Origin of the sequence: Bradyrhizobium sp. LTSP857 (genome assembly GCF_000938285.1) — a bacterium.
Lineage (GTDB): Bacteria > Pseudomonadota > Alphaproteobacteria > Rhizobiales > Xanthobacteraceae > Bradyrhizobium.
Map to the genome: position 1 here is coordinate 1 of NZ_JYMS01000025.1, position 24196 is coordinate 24196.

At 63.9% G+C, this 24196-nt stretch carries 24 protein-coding genes; 7 read left to right on the plus strand and 17 right to left on the minus strand.

The features are described 5' to 3' along the window. From UP06_RS13440 to UP06_RS13470, 8 genes are all read right to left on the minus strand, one after another. On the minus strand, positions 1 to 2085 hold a 2085-nt coding region (locus UP06_RS13440; RefSeq protein WP_045003196.1), incomplete at its 3' end, for a caspase family protein. 182 nt (positions 2086 to 2267) lie between these two features. Then, complete coding sequence (locus tag UP06_RS13445; RefSeq protein WP_045003066.1) at positions 2268 to 3230, minus strand: FHA domain-containing protein; 963 nt, start codon at positions 3228 to 3230, stop codon at positions 2268 to 2270. Then, positions 3227 to 4570, minus strand: coding sequence for a S1C family serine protease (locus UP06_RS13450; protein WP_245305469.1), 1344 nt, complete (start codon positions 4568 to 4570; stop codon positions 3227 to 3229). Before UP06_RS13450 ends, UP06_RS13445 begins: the two co-directional genes overlap by 4 nt. A gap of 99 nt (positions 4571 to 4669) precedes the next feature. Then, positions 4670 to 5407 carry a carbonic anhydrase gene (locus tag UP06_RS13455; protein WP_045003197.1) on the minus strand — a complete coding sequence of 246 codons (738 nt, stop codon included), beginning with the start codon at positions 5405 to 5407 and terminating at the stop codon, positions 4670 to 4672. A gap of 58 nt (positions 5408 to 5465) precedes the next feature. Beyond that, positions 5466 to 5675 (minus strand): hypothetical protein, encoded by a 210-nt coding sequence (locus UP06_RS42030; protein ID WP_245305470.1) that lies wholly within the window; start codon positions 5673 to 5675, stop codon positions 5466 to 5468. Next, positions 5675 to 5992, minus strand: coding sequence for a DUF2846 domain-containing protein (locus UP06_RS42035; protein WP_245305471.1), 318 nt, complete (start codon positions 5990 to 5992; stop codon positions 5675 to 5677). Before UP06_RS42035 ends, UP06_RS42030 begins: the two co-directional genes overlap by 1 nt. Positions 5993 to 6101: 109 nt before the next feature. Beyond that, complete coding sequence (gene dnaE / locus UP06_RS13465) at positions 6102 to 9605, minus strand: DNA polymerase III subunit alpha (protein ID WP_045003068.1); 3504 nt, start codon at positions 9603 to 9605, stop codon at positions 6102 to 6104. 463 nt (positions 9606 to 10068) lie between these two features. Then, on the minus strand, positions 10069 to 10797 hold the full coding sequence (locus UP06_RS13470) for an outer membrane protein (RefSeq protein ID WP_045003069.1): 729 nt from the start codon (positions 10795 to 10797) through the stop codon (positions 10069 to 10071). Positions 10798 to 11051: 254 nt separating this feature from the next. Here UP06_RS13470 and UP06_RS13475 point away from each other — a divergent pair, with 254 nt between their 5' ends. The 3 genes from UP06_RS13475 to UP06_RS13485 all read left to right on the plus strand — a co-directional run bounded on the left by UP06_RS13475 (position 11052) and on the right by UP06_RS13485 (position 12985). Next, positions 11052 to 11360 carry a DUF3551 domain-containing protein gene (locus tag UP06_RS13475; RefSeq protein ID WP_045003198.1) on the plus strand — a complete coding sequence of 103 codons (309 nt, stop codon included), beginning with the start codon at positions 11052 to 11054 and terminating at the stop codon, positions 11358 to 11360. Position 11361: 1 nt separating this feature from the next. Further along, entirely contained in the window at positions 11362 to 11610 is a 249-nt protein-coding gene (locus tag UP06_RS13480) for a DUF3551 domain-containing protein (protein ID WP_045003070.1), read from the plus strand. Positions 11611 to 11725: 115 nt separating this feature from the next. Then, complete coding sequence (locus UP06_RS13485; RefSeq protein WP_045003071.1) at positions 11726 to 12985, plus strand: hypothetical protein; 1260 nt, start codon at positions 11726 to 11728, stop codon at positions 12983 to 12985. Positions 12986 to 13058: 73 nt separating this feature from the next. Here UP06_RS13485 and UP06_RS13490 read toward each other — a convergent pair whose 3' ends face one another. Together UP06_RS13490 and UP06_RS39830 are read right to left on the minus strand one after the other, a co-directional pair. Then, positions 13059 to 14765: an arylsulfatase gene (locus tag UP06_RS13490; RefSeq protein WP_045003072.1), complete on the minus strand. Its 1707-nt coding sequence runs from the start codon at positions 14763 to 14765 to the stop codon at positions 13059 to 13061. Between the two features lie 109 nt (positions 14766 to 14874). Further along, positions 14875 to 15069 (minus strand): hypothetical protein, encoded by a 195-nt coding sequence (locus UP06_RS39830; protein ID WP_045014086.1) that lies wholly within the window; start codon positions 15067 to 15069, stop codon positions 14875 to 14877. Between the two features lie 363 nt (positions 15070 to 15432). On the opposite strand from UP06_RS39830, the gene UP06_RS13495 reads away from it, so the two are divergent. Beyond that, positions 15433 to 16758: an MFS transporter gene (locus UP06_RS13495; protein WP_045003199.1), complete on the plus strand. Its 1326-nt coding sequence runs from the start codon at positions 15433 to 15435 to the stop codon at positions 16756 to 16758. Positions 16759 to 16814: 56 nt separating this feature from the next. Here UP06_RS13495 and UP06_RS13500 read toward each other — a convergent pair whose 3' ends face one another. The 4 genes from UP06_RS13500 to UP06_RS13510 all read right to left on the minus strand — a co-directional run bounded on the left by UP06_RS13500 (position 16815) and on the right by UP06_RS13510 (position 19033). Continuing rightward, a complete protein-coding gene (locus UP06_RS13500) occupies positions 16815 to 17330 on the minus strand; it encodes a GrpB family protein (protein WP_045003073.1) in 516 nt (171 codons plus the stop codon). A 138-nt stretch (positions 17331 to 17468) separates the two neighbouring features. Continuing rightward, the gene (locus UP06_RS13505; protein WP_082081387.1) at positions 17469 to 17852 is read right to left on the minus strand and encodes an ester cyclase; all 384 of its coding nucleotides are present in this window, start codon (positions 17850 to 17852) and stop codon (positions 17469 to 17471) included. A 214-nt stretch (positions 17853 to 18066) separates the two neighbouring features. Continuing rightward, entirely contained in the window at positions 18067 to 18243 is a 177-nt protein-coding gene (locus UP06_RS39835) for a DUF1127 domain-containing protein (protein WP_082081388.1), read from the minus strand. A gap of 49 nt (positions 18244 to 18292) precedes the next feature. Continuing rightward, positions 18293 to 19033, minus strand: coding sequence for an NIPSNAP family protein (locus tag UP06_RS13510; protein WP_245305472.1), 741 nt, complete (start codon positions 19031 to 19033; stop codon positions 18293 to 18295). A 122-nt stretch (positions 19034 to 19155) separates the two neighbouring features. Between UP06_RS13510 and UP06_RS41850 the strand changes: the two genes are divergently transcribed. Further along, positions 19156 to 19327: helix-turn-helix domain-containing protein (locus UP06_RS41850; protein ID WP_245305476.1), on the plus strand; the 172-nt coding region annotated here is incomplete at its 3' end. 142 nt (positions 19328 to 19469) lie between these two features. Then, on the plus strand, positions 19470 to 20015 hold the full coding sequence (locus tag UP06_RS13515) for a LysR substrate-binding domain-containing protein (RefSeq protein WP_245305477.1): 546 nt from the start codon (positions 19470 to 19472) through the stop codon (positions 20013 to 20015). A gap of 47 nt (positions 20016 to 20062) precedes the next feature. Here UP06_RS13515 and UP06_RS13520 read toward each other — a convergent pair whose 3' ends face one another. Beyond that, positions 20063 to 20836: a helix-turn-helix transcriptional regulator gene (locus tag UP06_RS13520; protein ID WP_045003203.1), complete on the minus strand. Its 774-nt coding sequence runs from the start codon at positions 20834 to 20836 to the stop codon at positions 20063 to 20065. A gap of 107 nt (positions 20837 to 20943) precedes the next feature. Between UP06_RS13520 and UP06_RS13525 the strand changes: the two genes are divergently transcribed. Continuing rightward, entirely contained in the window at positions 20944 to 22023 is a 1080-nt protein-coding gene (locus UP06_RS13525; protein WP_045003209.1) for a zinc-binding dehydrogenase, read from the plus strand. A gap of 128 nt (positions 22024 to 22151) precedes the next feature. On the opposite strand, the gene UP06_RS13530 is transcribed toward UP06_RS13525, so the two are convergent. Both UP06_RS13530 and UP06_RS13535 read right to left on the minus strand, forming a co-directional pair. Then, positions 22152 to 22856 carry an ABC transporter ATP-binding protein gene (locus tag UP06_RS13530; RefSeq protein WP_045003075.1) on the minus strand — a complete coding sequence of 235 codons (705 nt, stop codon included), beginning with the start codon at positions 22854 to 22856 and terminating at the stop codon, positions 22152 to 22154. 7 nt (positions 22857 to 22863) lie between these two features. Further along, positions 22864 to 24144, minus strand: a complete 1281-nt coding sequence (locus tag UP06_RS13535) for a lipoprotein-releasing ABC transporter permease subunit (RefSeq protein ID WP_045003076.1) — start codon at positions 24142 to 24144, stop codon at positions 22864 to 22866. Positions 24145 to 24196: the final 52 nt, after the last annotated feature.

The window sequence follows — 24196 nt, forward strand, 5'->3', positions numbered from 1 at the left end:
TCGCTGATTCCTGGGCTTGAGCTGCTCCCGCGCGGCGACCGGCGGTGGAGGCGACGCGGCCGGCTTCGCCGAGGTCACCGCCGGCTTGACTGCCGGGGTCGCCGAAGGCGCGATGGCGGCCGGCTCATGTGCGGTCGATTTCGCGCGCCCCAACGGTCCCGTCGTCGGCGCTTGAGCCACGGGCGGCTTGGAGGACGGTGCAGTACCGGTGGGAACGGCCTCATTCGACGGCGCCGTCGCCGCATTGGGATGCGTCTGTGGCAGACCGTTGGCAGGCGCCGTTGCGGTTGGCGCCAGCCGGTTCGGCGCCTGGACCGTGCCGGCAGGCGCAGGCGGGGTGTTCTGGGTGCCCGGAACCGGAAGCGCGTGGCCGGCCGGCGGCGAAGCCGTCTGCGGCGCGGCCGCCGTCGGCGCGGCGTTGACCGGCTTCACGAGCATCGCTGCCGGCTTTGCGGTCGGATTGCTGACGAACGCCGCCTGGCTCGGCTTGAGCTGCTGGTTCGGATTGGTCTGGATCGCCATCGCCTGTTGCCTCACAGCACCGGGTACCGGCGTCAGCGCGCCCGCTCGGCCGGCTCCATTCGCCGCAACGATCGCTGCGGCCGCGGCATTCCCGGCCGGCGGCGGGGCCGGCGCCTGGTTGATCACGGTGTTGATGACCGTGGTGTTGTGGCTGTTCTGGTAGATGATGTTGTTCGGCGGCGGCGCGACATAGATCGGCGGCCGGACGAACACCGGGATCGGCACGAACATCGGCTGCGGCAGCACGAACAGGCCGACGACCGGCAGCGGCGGCGCCAGTACCACGAAGTCCGGCGGCGGCGGCGGCAGATAGTAAACCGGCGGCGGTGGCGGCGGCGCGAAGCCGAACACGGGATCGCCGAACAGCAGCACCGGACGGTCGATATAGACCACCTCCTCCGGCGGCGGTGGCGGCACATCATAATCCATCATCGCGAAAGTTGGCGGCGGCTCGAGCGGCGCGGTCAGGATCGCAAGCCTGCGCCGTGCATCGCCCGCGTGCGGCCCACGCGGATAGCGGCGCAGATACGACCAATAGGCGTCGGGCGTATCGGCGCGATAGGTCCGCCGCCAGGTGATGGCTTCGCGGCGCGCCGCCACGATCGCCATCACGCGCTTCGACATCGGATCGTTGGGATAGGCGCCGAGAAACTCCTCATAGGCCGGCAGCGTGTCGCGCTCGAGCGCGGCCGCATAGGCATCCTGCACGCCGAGATCGCGGATCGGCTTGTTGCGCAGCGCGGCGACCTGGTCGGGCGCGGCCTGCGGCGGCGGCGCGTCGGGCCCGCGCTCAAAGAAGGCGAATTGCTCCGAGACCTTCTGCTCGTCCCAGGGCACCTGCGCGCCCTTGCTGGCCTCGTTGACGCGCAGGCGAACGCGGTCGAACACATCCGTGAGCGACAGGCCGCCGGTGCGGATCATTTCGGCCAGCGATTGCGCGTAGATGCCGTAGGGCCCGGGCTCCTCGGGCGCCACCGTGCCGGGCGCCGCATTGAAGGCGATCAGCATGTTCGCCTCCGGCTCGACCAGCCCAAGCCCGCTCGCGATCGCCTGGCCGCCCTCGATGAAGGGCTGTGCGCGCGCCGCGTCGAGTACGATGATGTTGGCCTTGAGCGGAATGGACGCGAGCTGGCGGACATAGTCGCTGATACGCAGGCCCTCGATCGGAACGTCGGTATCGCGCGTGATGCTGGAATCGACCGGGATGAAATAGTTCTCGCCGGCGAGCTGCACGCCATAGCCGGCGAGATAGATCATCGCGACGGTGCCGGGGCCAGAGGCCTGCGCCTTCTGGATGAAATCGCGAAAACTCTTGCGCAGCGTGTCGCCGTCGAGATCGCGCGCGCCGGCGACGTCGAAGCCCGCCGCTTGCAGCGTCTGCGCAATCAGGCCGGCATCGTTCGCGGTGGTCGCCAGCGGCGACTTGGCATAGGCGCCGTTGCCGACCACGAGCGCGATGCGCTTTTCCTGCTGCTGCGCGCGCACGGGATCATGCAGCCCGCCGGCCACAACCAGCAGGATCGGCAGAAGAAGACGGACCAACAGTCCTGGTGTCCCATGCATGGCTTGCTTGCCCCGCTATTGTTGTTGAGCGCATTCCCGCGCAACAAGGCACGCGGATACCTGAACGGCATTTGAACGAAGACGCCGCGAATGCGGCGGCCGGATGGCGCACACGCTTGTCAGGATCATGTCAGCTTCACCGGACCAAACGGCCACCTATCTCGCAAGGTGGCCCGCTCGCATCACAGGCGCGGATCGCCCGGGCGGGACTGGCTGCGATCAGCATCGAGCTCGCCCTTCAGGCTGCCGATCTTGTCGAAGAAGGCGTCCTTGTTCCTGACCGGAACCGCGCGCAACATTGGCGGCATCAGCCAATGCACCGTCAGCTGCCGTCCGGAATCGGTGAAGGCCTCTGATTGCTGCAACGTCTGCACGCCGATGCCCCCCACCAGCACAGCCGCGACGAGTCCCCCTTTCAACCACAGCCGGCTGCGCCCGATCTCGCGCAGATGACCGAAGCAGACGACCGCAAAGATCAGCCAGACCGCGACATAGGCGTAACTGACGCCCTCCGGCCAAGTCCAGGCGAACGCGGCATATTGCGAGAACTCGTTGTAGAGCGAGACGGCGGCGAGGCCGACCAGCACGATCAAGAGATTGCGGAGGAAGTGCGAGCGTCCGGCGAAGATGCGGCAGAGCAGCGCCCATAGTCCGACCCAGACCAGGAGCGTCCCGGCGACCGTCAACAGTGGCGTGAAATAGGTCGATGCGCGCGGCTCGCTCGTCTGCGTCAGCCAGATCTTAAGCGCGTCGATCGCCAGGACCGACACGCCAATGACGAGCGCCATGATGATCGGCAAGACATGCCGCTCGGGCGGCGCAATCAATTCGCGCTCGACTGCGTGATTGACGTCGCGAATGCGCAGATAAGTCTGCCCGATGCGGATCAGCTGATTCCCGTCCACGACGAAATCGGACAGCCCGGTCTTGCTGCCGTCGATGAATGTGCCGTTGGCGCTGCCAACGTCCTCGGCGACAAGGCTGCCATCGTCGCGACGGACCACGCGCAGATGCTGCGCGGCCACGTAGGGGTCATCGATCACGACATCGTTGTCGTAGCCCCGCCCGATACGCACCTCGGAGGCGGTGATGCGAAAGCGTGCGGCGACCTCGCGCTGTCGCGAAAGTATCTCGATCCACATCATTTGGCGACCTGCACCGCCTCGAGGAAGCGCTTGCCGAGCGCGACGGCGTCGTCATAGCCGACCGCCTGCATGTTCAGCCGCGAGACCAGCGCTTCAAGTGACTGGTCCTGCGTAACCGCGATCAGGGACACATCATAAAGTCCTTCGAACTGCCGGTAGGCCTGCGCGCACCACACCACATGCAGCGACGGATGCTGCGGCGCCGCGCCAGCCTGGACGAAGTCCTCGTGACACCGCTCCGGCGTGTACCATTTCTTGAAGGGACCGCCGACGCTGAGGCGGGGCTGGCTGATCCGGACTAGATAGGTTGCGAACTGGAATTGATTGAGGTCGACGGTCTTGACCAGGGAATGATTGATGTTGATCGCACCGATGTTGAGGTCGGACGCCACGAACACGCTGGTGTCGCTGCTGCATTCGGTGGAGTTGACGCTGGCGCGCGGCTTCGGCGTGTCGACGGCGTTGGTGCTGGCCCAGCAGTTGAACCAGCGCGCCTGCGCCGCCGGTACGCGGTAGGGACCGAGCGCGTCCGAGCGGAAATCCGCTTCACCCAGCGACTTGTAGAGTCCTGATCGCCACGCGACCAATTGCCGGCCCACATCGCTCTTGATGTCAGACGGCTTGACGTCAGAGGATCTGGCATCCTCGCTCGCCCGCTGCAGCAGATCCGCCGCAAAGCGTGCGGGCACCAGGAAGCTGATGAGCTGGCCGCCCCTGCGCGTTGCGACGTTGACGCCGATGACGTTGCCGTCGGCAGTGACGGCCGGGCCTCCGCTCATGCCGGGATTGAGCGCGCCGGAGAAATGGATCCGATCGGTGTAGGTGTGATCGGTAAGGCCGTTATAGGTGCCTTCGATGATGGTGAAGCCAAGGTCGAGCGGATTGCCCATCGAATAGAGCCGTTCGCCCTTGGCGAGCTTGTCCTCGAGCGCCGCCTGGTTGAAGGCAAAGAACGGCACGCCCTTCTTGTCGATACGGACCAGCGCAAGATCGTTCGGCAAATCGACGCGCAGCAGCGTCACTTTGCCCTGGCCGCCGTCGGCGGCGGTATATTCAAGCCGATAGGTGTCCGGCTCCAGCGCGGCCTGCGAGACGACGTGATAGTTGGTGATCGCCAGTCCGTCCGCAGAGACGAGGAAGCCGGAGCCGTTCGAGGTCTGGCGCCCAGCATCTGCGACCAAGGTGCGGATTTGCAGCAGGCGCGGCGGCGCGGCCGCGTAGATACGCTCGGCGACCGAACCTTCACCTTGTGCTGCCGACGCCGTGTCCGAAGCGCTCGCCGCGATCAGAAGCGACAATCCGATCGCACGCACAAGCGCGCCAACAAACAATCTTTGCAAGTCCCTGCCCCCGCGCAAATACACGCACGGCTGCATAGCCAAAGCACGGAGGGGTTGCAACATAATCCGGCTTCGTCCGAAGCACGCACGCGAGGCATCTCATCCCTGGGCGATCAAATCGACGGTGCCGGTCGCGAGCCGATAGATACCGCCGACCACTCTGAGCTTGCCCTGCCCGACCGCGGCGTCGAGGATCGGCGCGGCTGACTTCAGCTTCGCGACGTTGTCGATCACGTTCTGCCGGATCGCCTTGTCGAGCACGTCCCCGCCCTGCTGCATCGCAGCCTTTGCCGCGGGCGCGATCGCATCGACCAGCGAGGGAATGTGCCCCGGCGGCGGCTTGTCGTCCTTGATCGCCTTCAGCGTCGCATCGACCGCGCCGCAAGCATCATGGCCGAGCACGAGGATCAGCGGCGCGCCCAGCACAGCGACCGCATATTCCATGCTCGCGATGGTCTCAACGCCGGCAAAATTTCCGGCGACGCGGCAGACGAAGAGATCGCCGCGGCCGGTGTCGAAGGCATATTCCGGCGCGATGCGCGAGTCGGCGCAGCCCAGCACCGCCGCGAACGGGTTCTGCCCGCCGGCCAGCGCCTCGCGCTCATGCTTGAAATCGTGGCGCCGCGACACGCCGTCGACATAGCGCGCATTGCCCTCCATCAGCCGCTTCAACGATGCGTCGGGTGACAGCACGTTCTGCGGCTTCGGCGGCGGCTTGGTCTCCTTGGCCAAGGCCGCGCCGGCAAAGGCCAGCCCCACCGCGGAGACTGTCAAGTGGATGAGCGACCGCCGCGAAGGCCCGATGCGGACGTCGTCATGGACGCAGTTCTCGCACATGTTTGCTCCTCCCGGCCGAGCCGCCTTCGTCGATACAGCGGCAATCATGCCGCGCATCTTAGTCGACGGCTTGCAACTCGGCGAGCTTTGTTCGCGCGGTCGCCTCGTCCAGCGGGACAAGCTCGGCCGGCCCGGGATTCGCTTCTCCCGCCGTCGCGACGGACACGACCGCAAGCCCGGCCAAGCCGCCGAGGATCGCTCCGCCCGTCGTGGCATCGTGCCTGGGGCTGCTCTTGATGAGGTAAAACTGCGTGCGGCCGGATTCCATCACGATCTCGCGCTTGGTGTCGCCGGGAACAGCAGCTCGGTCACCAGCAATTCGTGACGGCCGGCCGGACGATCAGCATAGGCATATTTCCCGGCCAGAATCTTCCCGAGTGGGGCGCCATCGAGCTTCACCTCGCAGGCGCAGATCGCCATGCTCAGGCCCTGCCGCTTGTCCTGCAAGAAAACCACGCGCGACTGGCCCGCGCGCGGAGGACCGATCTTTTGTGACACGGAAGCAAAGTCGGTTCCGACCTGATCGCTGACACACCCCGCCAGCATGGCACCAACGGCAAACAACAGCACGCCCAGTCGCAGCATAACACCCCCAATTCATTCCCCGGGGACATGTTAGCCAAAATCAGCGCAGGGTTGCAACCGATCCAATATGACTACTTTGTAAAATCTGGAACGTGCATCCGCCACGCGGCTACAGCTGCTGCACGTCCACCACACCCGCCACCGCCTTGATCGCGCCGGCGATCTGCGGCGAGACCTTGAAGCGGCCGGGCAGCTTCATCTCCACCTCGGTCTCGAGGTCGAGCATGATCACCAGCGAGACCTCGCCGTCGCCGTTGGAGCGCGGCGCGATGCCGGGACTGCCGATCTTTGGCGCGGCGCCGTTCGCGCCCGCCATCTCGGGTCCGGCCAGACGTTTGGCGATCGAGTCCAGCGGCTTGGTGTCGCGCACGAAGATGCGCAGGCCCTTCTGCGTCTTGGCGGCGGCGTCATCGAGCGGCTCGGCGTGCAGCACGCGGGCGCGGACGTCCTCGCCCTGGAGCTCGGCGCCGAGCTGGAGCAGCACGGCTGCGCCCGGCTCCAGCACGTCGCGATATTGCGCGAGCCCTTCCGAGAACAGCACCGCCTCAAAGTGACCCGTGGGATCAGAGAGCCCCATGATGCCCATCTTGTTGCCGGTCTTGGTGCGCCGTTCCATCCGCGACACCACGGTGGCCGCGACCTTGCCGGCGGTCGCGCCGGTCTTCACCGCGCGCGAGAATTCGGCCCATGACTGCACGCGCAGGCGCTTCAGCACGGTGGCGTAATCGTCGAGCGGATGGCCCGACAGGAAGAAGCCGATCGCGTCATATTCGCGGCGCAGCCGCTCGGCCGGCAGCCAGGGCTCGACCTGCGGCAGCATGATGGTCGGCGCGTCGGGGGCACCGCCGAACATGTCGTTCTGGCCGACGGTCGCAGCCTCATGGGAGCGCTGACAGGCCGCGAGCACCGCATCGGCGCCAGCGAAGACGCGCGCGCGGCTCGGCTCCAGCGTGTCGAACGCGCCGGCGGCCGCGAGGCTTTCGATGATCCGCTTGTTGATCGCACGCGGATTGACCCGCGCGGCGAAGTCGGCAAGCGAGGTGAACAGGCCGTTCTTGGTCCGCTCCGCGATGATCTGCTCGACCGCCTGAATGCCGACGCCCTTCAGCGCTGCGAGCGCGTAGTAGATGGTCTTGTCGCCGACCTCGAAGGTCGCGCCGGAACGATTGATGTTGGGCGGCTCGACCTTGATGCCGAGGCGCTGCGCCTCGGAACGAAACTCCGAAAGCTTGTCGGTGTTGTTGAGATCGAGCGTCATCGACGCCGCGATGAACTCCACCGGGTAATGCGCCTTCATATAGGCGGTGTGGTAGGACACCAGCGCATAGGCGGCCGCGTGGCTCTTGTTGAAGCCGTAATCGGCGAACTTCGCCAGCAGTTCGAAGATGGTGTCGGCCTGCCCTTTCGGCACGCCGTTCTTGACCGCGCCCGCGACGAAGATTTCGCGCTGCTTCTCCATCTCGGCGCGGATCTTCTTGCCCATGGCGCGGCGCAAGAGGTCGGCGTCGCCGAGCGAGTAGCCCGACATCACCTGCGCGATCTGCATCACCTGTTCCTGATAGATGATGACGCCGAACGTCTCCTTCAGGATCGGCTCGAGCACGGGATGCAGATATTCCGGCTCTTCGTCGCCGTGCTTGCGCAAGCAATAGGTCGGGATGTTCGCCATCGGGCCCGGGCGATAGAGCGCGACCAGCGCGATGATGTCCTCGAAGCGATCGGGGCGCATGTCGACCAGCGCGCGCCGCATGCCCTGGCTTTCAACCTGGAACACGCCGACCACCTCGCCCCGCGCCAGCATCTGGTAGCTTTCGGCATCGTCGATCGGCAGCGTGGCGAGATCGACATGGATGTCGCGCGGCTTGAGCAGCTTGATCGCGACGTCGAGCACGGTCAGCGTCTTCAAGCCGAGGAAGTCGAACTTCACGAGCCCGGCCGGCTCGACCCATTTCATGTTGAACTGGGTCACCGGCATGTCCGACTTGGGATCGCGGTACATCGGCACCAGTTCGCTCAGGGGGCGATCGCCGATGACGATGCCGGCCGCGTGCGTCGAGGCGTGCCGCGTCAGGCCTTCAAGGCGCTGGGCGATGTCGAAGGCGCGCGCCACCACCGGGTCTTCGTCACGGAAGGCCTGAAGCTTCGGCTCGCTCTCGATCGCAGCCGCCAGCGTCACCGGCGCGGCCGGATTCTGCGGCACGAGTTTCGTCAGCTTGTCGACCTGGCCATAGGGCATTTGCAGCACACGGCCGACGTCGCGCAGGACGCCGCGCGCTTGCAGCGTACCGAAGGTGATGATCTGGGCGACTTGGTCGCGGCCGTAGCGCTCCTGGACGTATTTGATCACCTCGCCGCGGCGGTCCTGGCAGAAGTCGATGTCGAAGTCCGGCATCGAGACGCGCTCGGGATTGAGGAAGCGCTCGAACAGCAGGCCGAACTTGATCGGGTCGAGATCAGTGATGGTCAGCGCCCAGGCCACCAGCGAGCCTGCGCCGGAGCCGCGGCCCGGCCCGACCGGAATGCCTTGCGCCTTGGCCCATTTGATGAAGTCGGACACGATCAGGAAGTAGCCCGCGTATTTCATGCGCATGATGACGTCGAGCTCGAACGCCAGGCGCTTGTTGTAGTCCTCTTCCATGGTGCCCTGCGACAGGCCGTGCACGCGCAGGCGGTTGGCGAGCCCCTCCTCCGCCTGACGCTTCAGCTCGGCCGCCTCGACCGCGGCGGCATCGGAGCTTGCGGCGGCGCCGACCGTGAAGAACGGCAGGATCGGCTTGCGCGTCATCGGGCGGAACGAGCAGCGCTCGGCGATCTCCACCGTGGAGGCGAGCGCCTCCGGAATGTCGGCGAACAGCACCGCCATCTCGGCGCGCGTCTTGAAGCGGTGATCGGGCGTGAGCTGCTCGCGCTCGGTCTCCGCGATCAGCCGGCCGCCGGCGATGCAGAGCAGCGCGTCATGCGCCTCGTAATCGTCGGCCGCGGCGAAATACGGCTCGTTGGTCGCAACCAGCGGCAGACCCTTCGCATAGGCGATGTCAATCAGCCCGCTCTCGACGCGCCGTTCCTTGTCGATGTTGTGGCGCTGCAATTCAACATAGAGGCGATCGCCGAACAGGCTGGCGAGACGCTCGCAGCGCGTGGCCGCAAGCTCGGCGTAGCCGCCGGCCAGCGCGAGCGAGATCGGCCCGTCCGGGCCGCCCGTGAGCACGATCAGGCCTTCGGTCTCGCCTTCGAGCCAGTCGAACTTGATGTGGGACGCTTGGGTGTCGGGCGTGTCCAGGAACGCGCGCGAGTTCAGCCGCATCAGGCTGCGATAGCCGCGCTCCTCGGCGGCCAGCAGCACCACGCGCGACGGCAGCAGCGCGTTGCGCGCGTTCGGATCCTGGTCGCCGAAATCGATCGCGAGTTCGCAGCCGACGATCGGCTGGATGCCGGAGCCCGCCATCTTGTCGGAGAACTCCAGCGCACCGAACATGTTGTCGGTATCGGTCAGCGCTAAGGCCGGCTGGTGATCCTTCTTCGCAAGCTCGGCGAGCTTGGCGATCTTGATCGAGCCCTTGAGCAGCGAATAGGCCGAGTGAACGTGAAGGTGGACAAATCCGGCGCTCGGCATGGTCGCGTGACGGCCTCTTGCAGATGGGTGGCGCGGTCGCCGGCACCAAGGGCGTCATGCACAGGCACGGCCGACTCGCCTCACAATGGTGGGGGCTCGCAGCGCCAGAGTCCACGCCGGAGCGGCCGATCGGCCAAATCGTCCCGCTTTTCCCCAAGGGGGGTTAGACGCGGCACCAAAAGGCGCCCGCATCAGAGCTGCGGTAACACTTGGGCCCAGATCGCGATCATCCCGACGAACAGCGCGATCGAGGTCAGTGCAGCGGCTTCTTCCACGAAAATCCTGAACATGGCTTACTCCCCTTGCTGGAACGTATGAAGAACATTGTTCTCATTTCGTTCTCAGGAGTCAAGCCAACTCAACCACCTCGCAATAAAATGGTTAACTCACTGAATTCAAACAATAAAAAAACCCCGGCGCAAGGCCGGGGCTTTCGACGAGCGCTCAAACAGAGCGACTAGTCTCAGTACTTCGCGATGATCGGGCCGCCGAACTTGTAGTTCAGGCGGACGAGACCCATGTCGACGTCCTGCTTAATGTGGTCGGTCTGAACGAAGGCGCCGCCATTGGTCAGGTTCTGGTCGTTGCCGCCCAGGAAGATGTGGTTGTACTCGACGCCAACCGACCAGTTCGGGGCGAAGCCGTATTCGAGGCCCACGCCGACCGTGCCGCCCCAGCGGGTGTCGTCGGACGAAGCGACAAACGCGCCGCCCGCGGTGCGGACGTCGAACTTGTTGCCGACCACGGCAGCACCGCCCTTGACGTAGACGAGGACGTTGTTCCAGGCGTAACCGACCTGACCGGTGATCAGACCGAACGAGTCGATCTTGGTGCGATTGCTATTGCCGGTCAGCGCGCTGGTGTTGCTGCCCGAGAAGTCAGCCCAGTTGCCCTGGCCTTCCACGCCGAACACCCACTGCGCCGACTGCCAGCGATAGCCGACCTGGCCACCGACCGTGCCGCCGGTCGCATCGTGCGAACCTTCACGGCCGACGCCGGTCAGATCCCAGGTCGCGTGCGACGAACCGCCACCGCCGTTGATACCGATGTAGAAGCCGCTCCAGTCATAGACGGTGGCAATCATCGCAGGCGCCTTGGTGTAAGGCCGCGCCGCGAGATCAGCAGCCACCGCTGGCGCAGCCGCGCTGAGCGCGACGAGGCTGACAGCAGCAAGCAACAAATTCTTGTTCATTTGAATCCCGTTCCAGTTTCTTCAGTAGGCCCCCGGGCCGTGGCGCCGTCTTAGCAGCGATCGACGGAATTGCTGTAACCTCGACGCAACAGTTCAGTCGAAAGGCCTGCGCTTCATTAATGAAGATTTAGCAGAGCGCTCGAGAAACCCTTTGAAACAAGAGTTTTCAGCAGTTCCAATGTCTTCTGCGCGAAGTACACTGCGAGCGCGCGCAACAACGTCGCGCGCACAATCCTGTGATCGGAGAATCGATGATGCGCGCACTGTTTGCCCTCCCCATTGTCGCCACATTTTCGCTCGCGATCGCCACATTCGCGCTGGTGTCGAGCGCGAGCACGCCAGCCCGTGCGTTCGGCACGCATCATGCGTTCTGCCTGACAGGCGATGAATGGCCGGGGCTGAGCAACTGCACCTTCGACACTTACGCGCAGTGTCAGGCCAGTTCATCGGGCCGTGCGCTGACCTGCATCGCGAATCCGTATTTCGGCGGGCAAAGCGACGATCCCTACGCGTACCAAAATCGCCCGCGCGCCCAGGCGCCGGGTTATTCCTGGTCGCGATAAGATGCGCCGCGCTTGCCTCACGCTTGCGCTGGGCACGCTTCTCGTGAGCGCACCTGCACATGCGCAGACCTATGATCCGAACTATCCGGTGTGCATGCAGATCTACGGCCCCGTCGGCTATCTCGACTGCCGCTACGCCTCGCTCGAGCAGTGCAAATATCTCGCCGTCGGCCGCTCCGCGACGTGCCTCGATAACCCGTATTTTGTGCGGAAGCCGACAGCCCCTCGCCGATCGAGGCGCGGCGATTAGAGCGCGGGGTGTCGCGAGATAAACGGCGCGTCAACACGCTACCAAAAGTTGTGAACGCCCCGATCATTGTGTATCGTCAGCACCTGTTATTCACCGCGCGTGGTCCCCTCACTTCATGCTTGCCCGTATTTTGGTTCTCCTGGCCTCGCTGTCGATCCCCGGCGCATTGCATGCGGAAGGAACGGCGGCCGAGAAGGCTCCATTTGCGCACAGGCTGACGATCTATCTTGCCAAGGGGGCCCCTGACGCGTGCGGGCCGGGCTGCGACCGCTGGATCGCCATCGAGGGCGAGGTCGACCAGGACGCCGCGCCGCGGGTTCGCCGCTTCCTCGCCGGCGTCAAGGACACGCAGCGTCCGATCTACCTTCACTCGCCCGGCGGAAACGTGGAGCAGTCCTACGTCATCGGGCGGTTGCTGCGCAGTCGCAAGGCGGTCGCGCGCGTCGGCCGCACGATCGTGACGGCGTGCGCCGCGGGCACGCAGCAGGACGCCGCGTGCCTGAAGATCAAGAACGCAAGCGGCGAAGTCGAGGCCGAACTCACCACCCGCAACGCGATGTGCAACTCGGCCTGCGGCTACCTGTTTCTCGGGGCGACATCTCGCGAAGTGGCGCCTGACGCTGCGATGGCGGTCCATAATTCCAGGCTGATGCTCCTCATCCACGGGCATCCACCAGCGAAATTGCTCGCGGACGCCAGGCAGCGTCAGATCGAGACCTCCAATCGCGCGCGCACGACGTTCATGGCGGCGATGGGGATCAGCCACGAGCTTGATGATCTGATCCGGACAGTGAAGTTCGAGAACCCGCACACGCTGACGCGACCCGAGCTCTATCGGTTCGGAATCGATACGCGAAATTTGGCCGAAACGATGTGGACGCTGGAGAAGGGAGCGCGGCCCTCCATCAGCAAGTTCGCGATGATGAAGAAGGACAGCGGCTCCTCGTTCCGGGCGATGGAATGGCGTCTGTCCTGCGAAACCAGGGATCGCGTGCCGCTGAGATTCGCGGGCGAGATCGACGAGGCCACCGTCGGCAAAAGCACGATCCAGATGGCGGCGAGCGCCGACACGAACGCGGAAGCCGGAGGAATTCCGCTGCGCGTCGGCAAGTATGAGGTCTGGAGCGGCGCCGTCGACTCCGACATGGTCAAGGCGATCCTGGCGTCGCGCTATCTCCAGGTCCGCGAAACCACGCCCTTGCCGGACGGACAGGCGGACACAACAAGATTCGACATCGAGATGACGAGCCTGGCGCCGGTGTGGACGCAGCTTGTGGCGTCGTGCGCGTCGGCGACAGCCGTCCCGAAGAGCCCGTGGCCGGCACCCCCGTGGCCGACCGTCAGCGCAACGCCTCCGGCCGCGCCATCGCCGTAAGCGCAAGGGGCGTGGCGGGTTCAACCGATTGGCGCAACACTCCAAGATGGAGTGTGGATATGAAACGACGCCGTCAGTTCTTGGTCGCGCTCTCCATGATCTTGTCCATCGCGTCGCTGACCGTAAAACTCGCCGCCTTGGCACGCGGTGGAAACTCCTTGAAGCTCTCCAGGTATCTGGCAACGACGGCCTGCGCCGGAACCAGCAGGAACGAGCGACGTGCGAGCCAGTCGCCGTAATAGATGCTGGTCGTACTCCGCTCAAAGGGGTCGGCACGGAGATTGTACAGGTTCGGCATACGCAGCTTCGTAAACTGGCCTTGCCAAGGCCCAACGGGCACCTTGGGGTTCACCTCGTTGTTCTGCTCCATGAAGGCGATCTTCCAGTCTCGAACCCGGATGGCCATCAGGTCGCCGTCGTCGCTCCAATAGAGGAATTCCTGGCGGGGCGATTCTTTTGCGTCGCCCTTGAAATATGGCAGCAGGTTCGTGCCATCGAGATAGACCTTGAAGGTCCTGCCGTTCATCGTGTGGCCCGTCCGGATCTTCTCAACCAGGTCGGGTTCGCCCGCAGCGGCGGCGAAAGTCGGGATGAAGTCTTCGTGTGCACACACGTCGTTGACGATCGTGCCCGGCTTGATCACACTTGGCCACCGGATCAGGCAAGGAACGCGGAAGGCGCCCTCCCAATTGGTGGCCTTTTCGCCTTTGAAGGGCGTTGCGCCGCCGTCGGGCCACGTGAAAACTTCGGCACCGTTGTCGGTCGTGTAGACGACGATGGTGTTGTCGGCGACGCCGAGGTCGTCAACGAGCTTCAGGAGTTCACCGACGTGCCCGTCGGTCTCCACCATGCCGTCAGGGTAGAGGCCGAGCCCGGTTTTGCCCTGAGAGGCCTGCTTCAAGTGCGTGAAGACGTGCATCCGCGTTGAATTGAAATAGCAGAACCAGGGTGTTCCAGCCTGTTGTTGACGGCCGATGAAGTCCTTGGCCGCCGCCAGGAACTCCGTGTCTACCGTCTCCATGCGCTTGGTATCTAACGGCCCGGTATTTTCGATGATCTGTTTGCCCACGCGACCAAAGGCAGGATCAACAGTCGGATCGTCGCGATCACTCGCCTTGCACTTGAGAACGCCGCGCGGCCCGAACTTGCCGCGGAAGCGGGGGTCCTTTGGGTAATCCGCATTCTGTGGCTCCTCCTCGGCATTCAGGTGATAGAGATTGCCAAAAAACTCGTCGAAGCCGTGCACCGTCGGCAGATGCTCGTTGCGGTCGCCCAGGTGGTTCTTGCCGAATTGGCCGGTGGCGTAGCCAAGCGATTTCATGACGTCGGCGACAGATGGATCGAGCGGATTAAGACCGAGTTCCGCGCCCGGCAAGCCAACCTTTGTCAGACCTGTTCGGATCGGCGACTGGCCGGTGATGAAGGCGACGCGTCCCGCCGTGCAGCTCTGCTGGCCGTACCAGTCGGTGAAGATCGCACCTTCCCTGCCGATCCGGTCGATGTTCGGCGTCCGATAGCCCATGATCCCCATGTTGTAGGCGCTGACGTTGAACCAGCCGATATCGTCGCCCATGATGAAGAGGATGTTCGGCTTCGTGGTCACCGGCGGTGTCGACGCGCCCTGCTTGGATTGCACGGGTGCTGCTTTCTGCGCCTGCGCCAATGCTTCGGAGGTCAAAACGGATGCGGCCACCAACGTTGAGGTACCGAGCAACAGGCTGCGACGGTCAACCTTTGACGGCGAGTTTGATTGGCTTGGTGTCTTGTTGCTGCCGGTCATTGAGCGCACTCCCATATTGGTCTTGCTGGACGGCTAAGCCCTGGACGGCTGAGACGCATTAAAACCTATGGGTGCGACTTGCGCATATGCAGTTTGTGCCAGCTCGGACCTATTCCGACGTCCGCGGACCGGAAGGGGCCAGCCACTCATCCATCTGAGCAGCCGTCTCCGCTTGCCCAGCCTTCCTCAGAAGCTCGTCGCGGCGGATGCTGGGTGGCATTCCTTCAGCTTGCTTGCGCAAATTCCTCGCCTCCTTCTTCAGGCGATCTCCGAGCGTCGATGATTGCTTGATGCGGCTTCGCATGTGCTGCTCCCTCTATGGGCGGGAGCGCGACTGGCGTTCTCATCACCGGCAACTGCCACGAACCGGGCGGTGACGGTTCTTAACGCTCCAGGACCGGAACGGTTGCCGCTTCAAGGCGAATTAAGCCAACGTGATTTTCAAAACGGGGCCACTGAGGTGGGAGACAGGCCGCAGAAGGTAGCGCCTCGCCAAATGCAGCACGTCAAGGCCTCACGCAAATCGGGACGCTGATATGCGGCCTGCCTTGCGTTGGGGGTCCGGTGTTGACGCGGACTGATCCGGGTTTAAGTAGGACAGACAAATCTTGCAGGGGTGGCGACGTTCGCTGGGCTGGTTCCCGTTGACGCCACCAATGCAGGACACATGACGACATCGCCCCAAGCGACCTCGCCCCGCGCGACCCCGACCGCGGCCTCAGCACCCCATCATCTCGGCATCGTCCTGTTCTCGCTCGCGATGGGCGGGTTTGCGATCGGAACCACCGAATTCGCATCCATGAGCTTGCTGCCGTTTTTCGCCGCCGACCTCAAGATCGACGAGCCGACCGCGGGATACGCGATCAGCGCCTATGCCCTCGGCGTGGTGCTGGGCGCACCTCTGATCGCCGTGCTTGGCGCGCGGTTCGCTCGGCGCACGCAATTGCTGGCCCTGATGGCCGTGTTTGCACTCGGCAATGGGCTCACCGCGCTTGCGCCAGGCTTTGGCTGGATGATCGCGGCCCGCTTTCTCTCAGGCCTGCCGCATGGCGCCTATTTCGGCATCGCTGCGCTGGTCGCGGCGTCGCTCGTTCCCAACGATCGTCGCTCACAGGCGGTGGGCCGCCTGATGCTGGGCTTGACCTCCGCCACGATCGTCGGTGTGCCCCTGGCCAATCTGGTTGGGCAGGCGGTCGGCTGGCGCGCGAGCTTCGGCCTCGTGTCGGTGCTGGCGTTGCTGACGATCCTGCTTTGCGCCCTGTTCGCGCCGCGCGACCAGGCCGGCAGGTCGGATCCGCTGCGAGAGCTTGGGGCGCTGAGAAGCGGACGCGTCTGGATCACGCTGGCGATCAGCGCCATCGGCTTCGGCGGCATGTTCGCCGTCTATACCTATCTTGCGACGACACTGATCGAGGTCACCAAGGTCAGTCCCGCGGTCATTCCCTTCTTCCTGGCCGTGTTCGGCATCGGCGCCACGCTCGGCAATCTGTTCGTGCCGCGCTTCGCTGACCGCGCGCTGATGCCGACAGCGGGCATCATCCTGTTGTTTTCAGCCGGCGCGCTGCTGGTCTTTCCGCTTGCAGCCCACAATCCTTGGCTACTGGCGGCAGACGTCTTCGCAATCGGGGCCGGCGTCTCGCTCGGAGCCATCCTTCAGACGCGGCTCATGGACGTCGCGGGAGACGCGCAGGCGCTCGCTGCCGCGCTCAACCATTCGGCGTTCAACACCGCCAATGCGCTCGGGCCCTTTCTGGGCGGCGTTGCCATTCGCGAGGGGTTCGGCTGGACGTCGACAGGTCCCGTCGGCGCCGCGCTCGCGCTTGCGGGTTTCCTGATCTGGATCGTTGCCTGGCGCGACGCCCGATCTGATCGGGCCGATAACACCTCTGGAAGTGACGCGGGGTCACCGCAGAACCCTCCCACACGGCCAGCGCCACCGCTGGCGCCGCACGGCCGAAGCCATTCGGATCGTCCCAAGGAACCGGTAGCGTAGCGTCTCGGGACGAGCCACGAGATCGCGGTCCGCGTTGGCGCCAACACCGTACGTCCCTACTTGATTGCCTTCTGCATCACGCTATCGACGTAGACCGACTTGGCGTCGGTGTATGCCTCCCGATCTGCTCGATGTTCGGCGGCAAGTCGTCGTTTGATCCGTTCGTAGGTCCGCGCTTCCTCCGGATGCGCGCGCAAATAACCCCTGAATGCCAGGCGTTGCCACATCTCTCCATCAGGCTCAGTGACATGCACGTGATGGGAGCGCCTCGCACCAAAGGGTGGCATGCCCTTGACGAAGAACATTCGATCCTTCTTCGGATTGTCGGCCCAATAGACGTAATCAAGACTTTGAAGCGCGTCGACAAAGGTGGCTTGCGCGACAGCCAATGAACGGACCGCGATCAGGATATCTATGATGGGCTTGGCAGACAGGCCGGATATCGCAGTGCTTCCGAAATGCTCGAGTCCCACGATCAATGATGGATCGAGGACCTTGCGCAACCGCTCGGCCTCTTCTTCAAACAGGAGCGGCCATCGGGGATCGTAATCGACGATCTCGACTTCATCCATGCCCTTGGCTCCATGACCGCCCGCCCAGACCCATACGACAAGCGGCGTTGATTTCTACCTAATTCTAGCACGGGCCAAACTCGTTGGAATTGTTGAACCGGAATTCTCGTGCAGCACCGCACAAGCGGGCGCTGCCCGTTACCCGGGAAGCTGAGCCTCGATGGCGGCCTTGTCGATGACCGACCAAACCGACGCGATCTTGGAGAGTCTGAACTCGTAGAAAACGTTCTCCGCAAACGAGAGCATGCGCCCGTTGACGTCCAGCCCGAGAAATTTCGCCTTTGGGGAGCATCTGAAGGCGAGGCGCGCGGCGACGAACGGGGGAGAACCGAGCAGAAGCTGGATGTTGAAGCGGAGATCGGGGATGTCCTTGAAGTCCTGGACGAGCATGTCACGGTAGCCGGACAGCTTAAGCGGTCGGCCGTTATGCTCGACCTCGTCGTCGACGTATTGCCCGAGTTCGTCCCAGTCCTGTCGGTTCAGGCAGTCGATGTAGGCGCGGTAGAGATCGGTAAGAGACATAGACGCCAAATGGAACTCTCCATGGATCGATCTTCCGCTTCCCCCCATTCTTGGCCCAAATCGTACGGTGCGCAATTCTTGATTTTTGCACCTAAACCAAAGCAAGGCGAAGTACGTTAAGGGGCCGGAAACGAACGTCACTGAGAACCGGAATCAAAAGCAGTTAGCGTCTGCTCGCCATAATGGACCACTGCATCACAACCGGCGCGTGGCATTAGCATGAGCAGGGCAAGACCAGCGCGTTGACGGGCGTTGATGCGACGCGTTGGATGTCCGACCGCCGAATGCCGAGGTCGGAAAGTTCGCGGTCGTGCAGTTGCGACAGCTCGGCAATGCACAGCTGACGCTCCCGAGCTACGCGGATCAAACTGAATAAGAAAGCGATGAACATCCTGGCTCTCCATTGCGATACTCGCCCGATCCGGCGCAGCCGTCCGGACTCACCTTAGCGGCGAGTGCGGCGCAGGCAGCATGATGGTGGTGTGCATCTCCTCGAGAAGAGAACCTCCCTTCGCGAGGAAGTCCTGCCACTCAGGCTCCTTCAACGCATTGGCTCGGGCTTCGGCGCGCGCATTCAAGCTGGGAAATGCCCAGATGTGACAGACCTCGCTCGGCCCTCCGTCGTCGGTATGCCAAAGTCCCACGATCTTCGAATGCCTTTCACGTCCTGGAAGGCCGGTGAGAAATGCATCGATCCACTGAGCGACCGCGCCGTCTTTGACGCGGTAGTTGCGAAGTTCGTAGACATTTCCATCCAACGCTGGCGGCACTGGGCCCACCGCCCCCTTGAGCAAGCGGACCTCCTGGCGGACAATCAGCGGAGAAACCAGCGGAGCGTATTCCGCGGCCCAGCGCTCATTGCTGGTCAGTTCTGCCTGTAGCTGTGCCCGTTCATTGGAATCGCTGTAACTCCACAGCTGCTTGACCTGGTTGAGCGGACCGATGTCGGTCGACCAATATCCCTCGAGCTGGCCGAAAGCATCCCTGCGGATGTCTTGCTCCAAATTGCTCGCTGCCTTCAGCATGTCGCCGACCGTGCCGGGCTTCAGGGTGTATGTGCTCAATTCATACAGTCTCGTGGCAGCAGCCTTACCGGTTTCCTGCATCTTGTCGTCTCCCAAGGCCTGAGCTGGCGAGGCAGCGCCCGAAAGCGGCAACGGCTGGTCCGCTGTCGCGAGCATCGATCATCCTTGCGTTTATGGTACCGGCCGTCCGATAATTGAAATCGATAGGTCATATACGAGGTATCATTTTGATGGATATCAAGGGACATAACCTTCCCCTGCTCGTGTCGCTTCGGATCATGTTGGACGAAAAGAACATCACACGCGCTGCCGCACGTCTGGCGATCAGCCAGCCGGCCCTGTCGGCGCAACTTGCGCGGCTCCGCGACATCTTCGGCGACGAGTTGCTGACACCTGCCGCATCGGGCAAGGGAATGGTCCTGACACCGCGCGGCGCGGAGCTTCGCGAGCNGAGCCGCTACGGCTCGCCTTGCAGCATCTGGAAGACGTCCTCAGGAAGCCTGATGTCTTTGACCCCGCCAGCTCGGATCGCACTTTCAACATCTGCGCCAATGACAACGCCACCGCAATCGTCGGATCGCGCCTGATCTCGTTGATCCGTGGCGAGGGCTTTTCGCAGATCCGCCTCGCCTTTCGAGGCGTAGATTCTGCGAAACTCAGCGATCAACTGGAAAGCGGCGAAATCGACATCGCCCTGGTCTCCAGGAATGCCGTCCCCAACATCATGCCTCACCAGCCGTTGCTGGACGAGGAATTCATGATGGCTCAACGCAAGGATCATCCGCGCGGTCTGCGGCGGCCAACGGTCAGAGAGTACGTCAAGCTCAGTCATCTGATCGTTTCGGGAGATGGCGGCGGATTTCACGGATTCGTCGACGATATTCTGGAGCAACAGGGCCTCAAACGACGCGTCAGCGTTTCAGTTCAACATTACAGCGTCGTGCCTCTGATCCTTCAGACCACCGACCTGGTCAGCACGCTACCGAAGAAATTTCTGATGAGGTACGCCGGCGTGCTCACCGCATTGCCTCTCCCCTTCGAGACCCGACGGTTCAACCTCCACGCAACCTGGCATTCTCGATTTGACAAGGATCCCGGTCACCTCTGGCTCAGACAGCAACTTGGCCGCTGCGCGTAATCATAGGACCAGGGCCGAAGACACCACAAGCCAGCGCGTCTCCGCCCTCACACCGGCGTATAAATCACGAGCTTCAGCGCGGGATCGTCGTTGGCCTGGAAGCTCGTGTGCTCGAAATGCAGCACGCCCTTGGTGGGATGGTTCATGGTCTTGCGGCCCGACGCCGTGCTGCGGATCTCGTGCGCCTCCCACCATTTGACGAATTCCGGACTGCCCTGCCGCAGCCGCGCCAGCAATTCCACAAACGCAGGATCGCCCGCCCAGACGTCGTGGGTCGCGCGAAACATCGCCACCATGCCCTTGGCCACGTCGGCCCACCCGGCACCGTAGGATTTTCGCCTCTGCTTGTTGGTCATCATCAGGAGCAGCGTGTTGCGATCCTCCTCCGGCAGGCGCCCGAACGCAAAGATCTCCTCGGCAGCTCCGTTCCAGGCCAGCACGTCCCAGCGCCGCCCCGTGATGTAGGCCGGCTGGTTCAAACTCTCGATCATGCGCCGGATGGGCGGCGGGACGATTTCGGGCGCGAATGGACGTCTGTCACCGTCGCGCGCGAGCGCCTTCAGATGCGCATGCTCGGTCTTCGTCAGACGAAGCGCACGCGCCAGCGCGTCGACGGTGGTGACCGACGGGCTGACGGTGCGGCCCTGCTCGAGGCGGATGTACCAGTCGACCCCGATGCCGGCGAGCTGCGCGACCTCCTCGCGGCGGAGACCTGCGGTCCGCCGCCGCTGGCCTGCGGGAAGCCCGACGGTCTTCGGCGACAGCTTTTCGCGGCGGGACCTGAGGAAGTCACCGAATTCGACGCGGCGTGGGTCGGCCATCATGACTGCCTCGATGGAGGGTCCGGACAATACTAGGATAATACCAGGCCTTCCTAGCCCTGCAAAGGCGGCGCATATTGGTTTCACCCGACTTTGAGGTGAACATCATGAAAGCTGCCGTACTTAAATCCTTCGGATCGCCGCTGGTGATCGAGAATGCCCCGGAGCCGGTGCTCGGCACCGGCGAGGTCATCGTCGACGTCGTCGCCACGCGCGTGCTGTCCTACATGAACGAGGTCTTCAGCGGCGAACGCAATTACGCGCTCGAACTGCCGATCATCCCGGGTCCCGGCGGCATCGGCCGGGTGCGCGCGATCGGCCTGGACGCAACCAAGCTCGCGATCGGCGACTGGGTGTACTGCGACCCGACGGTGCGCTCGCGCGACGACGCGGTCGCGCCCGATATCGCCCTGCAAGGTTTAACGGCCGCCGGTCCCGGCGGCATGCGCCTGCAACAGCATTTTCGCCACGGCTCGTTTGCCGAGCAGATGCGGGTGCCGACCGAGAACGTCAAACGGCTCGGCGCGATCACATCCGAGGAGGCCACGCAATGGTGCGCGCTGGGAACGCTGCTGGTGCCCTATGGCGGCTTCCTCGCCGCCAACCTTCAGCCGGGCGAGACCGTGCTGGTGAGCGGCGCCACCGGCAATTTCGGCAGCGCGGCGGTGTCGGTCGCACTCGCGATGGGCGCGGCCTGCGTGGTGACGCCCGGCCGCAACGAAACAATCCTGGCCGATCTCGTTCGCCGCTTCGGCGCGCGGGTGAAGCCGGTCAAGCTCACCGGCAATGAGGACGACGACCGCGAGGCGATGAAGCGCGCGGCACCTGGCCCGATCGATTGCGTGTTCGACATCATGCCGCCTTCGGTGAGCACGAATGTGGTACGCGCGGCGATCATGACGGTGCGCGCTTACGGCCGGGTCGTGCTGATGGGCGGCGTTGGCATGGCCGGCGGCGCGGGCCTGGAGCTGCCCTACCCCTGGATCATGCGCAACTGCATCAGCATCCACGGCGTCTTCATGTACCCGCCGGATGCGGCGAACCGCCTGATCTCGCTGGTGCGATCCGGGTTGCTGCGGCTGGAGGAGTACGAGACGACGGCGTTCGATCTCGACCATGCCAATGACGCCGTGACGCACGCCGCGGCCAATGGCGGGCCATTCAAATTGACGGTGATCCGGCCGTAACCGGCCTGGCCGCTGCGGCGATGCGCCGTCGCAGCGGGTTTGCCTGATCTATCAGATGGCTGGAAGACGTCACCCCGATCGAAGCCGGCAACGGCCGGCTACTGTGCATGGGGTTGTTTTCGACTTTTTTAGTCGAGCTCGACCACTTGGCCGTTCGACAGCGACACGCGCCGGTCCATGCGGCCGGCGAGCTCCATGTTGTGGGTCGCGATCAGCATCGACACTTGCGTGGCCTTCACGAGCTGCATCAGGGCCTGGAACACGTGGTCCGCGGTGTGCGGATCGAGATTGCCGGTCGGCTCGTCCGCGAACAGCACCCGCGGCGCATTCGCCACAGCACGCGCGATCGCGACGCGCTGCTGCTCGCCGCCCGACAGCTCCGCGGGGCGATGGGTGATGCGGTCGCCGAGGCCGAGATAGCCAAGGATCTCCTTGGCACGCTTGACGCTCTCGGACTTCTTCAGGCCGCGGATCATCTGCGGCATCATCACGTTCTCCAGCGCCGTGAACTCCGGCAGCAGCCGGTGCGACTGATAGACGAAGCCGATGTCGGTGCGGCGAAGCTGGGTGCGCTCGATGTCGGGCAGTTGCGAGGTCGGCGCGCCATTGACATAGACCTCTCCGGAATCGGGGGCTTCGAGCAGGCCCGCAATGTGCAGCAGCGTCGACTTGCCCGAGCCCGACGGCGCCACCAGCGCCACGGACTGTCCAGCCCACAGCGCGAGCTTGGCGTTGTCGAGGATCGTCAGCGCCGCCTCGCCCTGCAAGTACTGCCGTTTTATCTCGTGGAGATAAATGACCGGTACATCTTCCGCCCCGTGCTCCCGCTCCATCAGCCCCTCACTCGTACCGCAGCGCTTCGACGGGATCGAGGCGCGCGGCGCGCCACGACGGATACAGCGTCGCAAGGAACGACAGCGTCAGCGCCATGACAACGACGGCCGTGGTCTCGCCGACATCGATCTCGGCGGGCAGTTTTGAGAGGAAGTAGAGCTCCGGCGAGAACAATTCGGTGCTGGTGAGCCAGGACAGAAACTGCCGGATCGATTCGATGTTGAGGCAGATCACGAGCCCGACGACGAACCCGACCAGCGTGCCGACCACGCCGATCGAGGCGCCCGTGATCAGGAATATCCGCATGATCGAGCCTTGCGAGGCGCCCATCGTGCGCAGGATCGCGATGTCGCTGCCCTTGTCCTTCACCAGCATGATCAGGCCGGACACGATGTTGAGCGCCGCGACCAGCACGATCATGGTCAGGATCAGAAACATCACGTTGCGCTCGACCTGGAGCGCATTGAAGAAGGTCGAGTTGCGCTGCCGCCAGTCGACCAAGAAGACTGGGCGGCCAGCGGCCTCCGTCACCGATTTGCGGAATGAATCGATCTTGTCGGGATTGGTCGTGAACACCTCGATCGAGGTGACATCGCTGCTGCGGTTGAAGTAGGCCTGTGCTTCGGCCAGCGGCATGAAGACGAAGCCGAGATCGTACTCGGACATGCCGATCTCGAAGACCGCGACGATCTTGTACGGTTTTATGCGCGGCGTGGTGCCCATCGGCGTCACCGCGCCCTTCGGCGCCACCAGCGTCACGCTGTCGCCGGCATGCAGCGACAGCTGGTCGGCCAAGCGCCGGCCGATGGCGACGCCCTGCCCGTCGTCAAAACCCTCGAGCGAGCCCTGCTTGATGTTCTTGGCGATCGACGTGAGGTTGTTGAGATCGTCGGAGCGAATGCCGCGCACCAGCACGCCCGAGGCGTTCCAGGGCGAGGACGCCAGCGCCTGGCCGTCGACGACGGGGGCAGCCAATCGGATGCCCTGGACCTGACTGATGCGCTCGGCGACATCCTTCCAGTCGGTCAGCGGCGATTCCAACGGCTGGACCAGGATATGGCCGTTGAGGCCCAAAATCTTGTCGAGCAGCTCTTTGCGGAAGCCGTTCATGACGGCCATGACGATGATCAGGGTGGCGACGCCCAGCATGATGCCGAGGAAGGAGAACCCGGCGATGACCGAGATGAATCCCTCCTTGCGGCGCGCCCGCAAATAGCGCGCCGACAGCATCCACTCGAAGGGCGCAAAAGGCGCGGTCTGCACGGTTTCGGTCATGGTTTCATCCATCGCTTGATAATCCCATGATTCGGGGTCAATTGTGGCCGGATTGCCGGCCCAT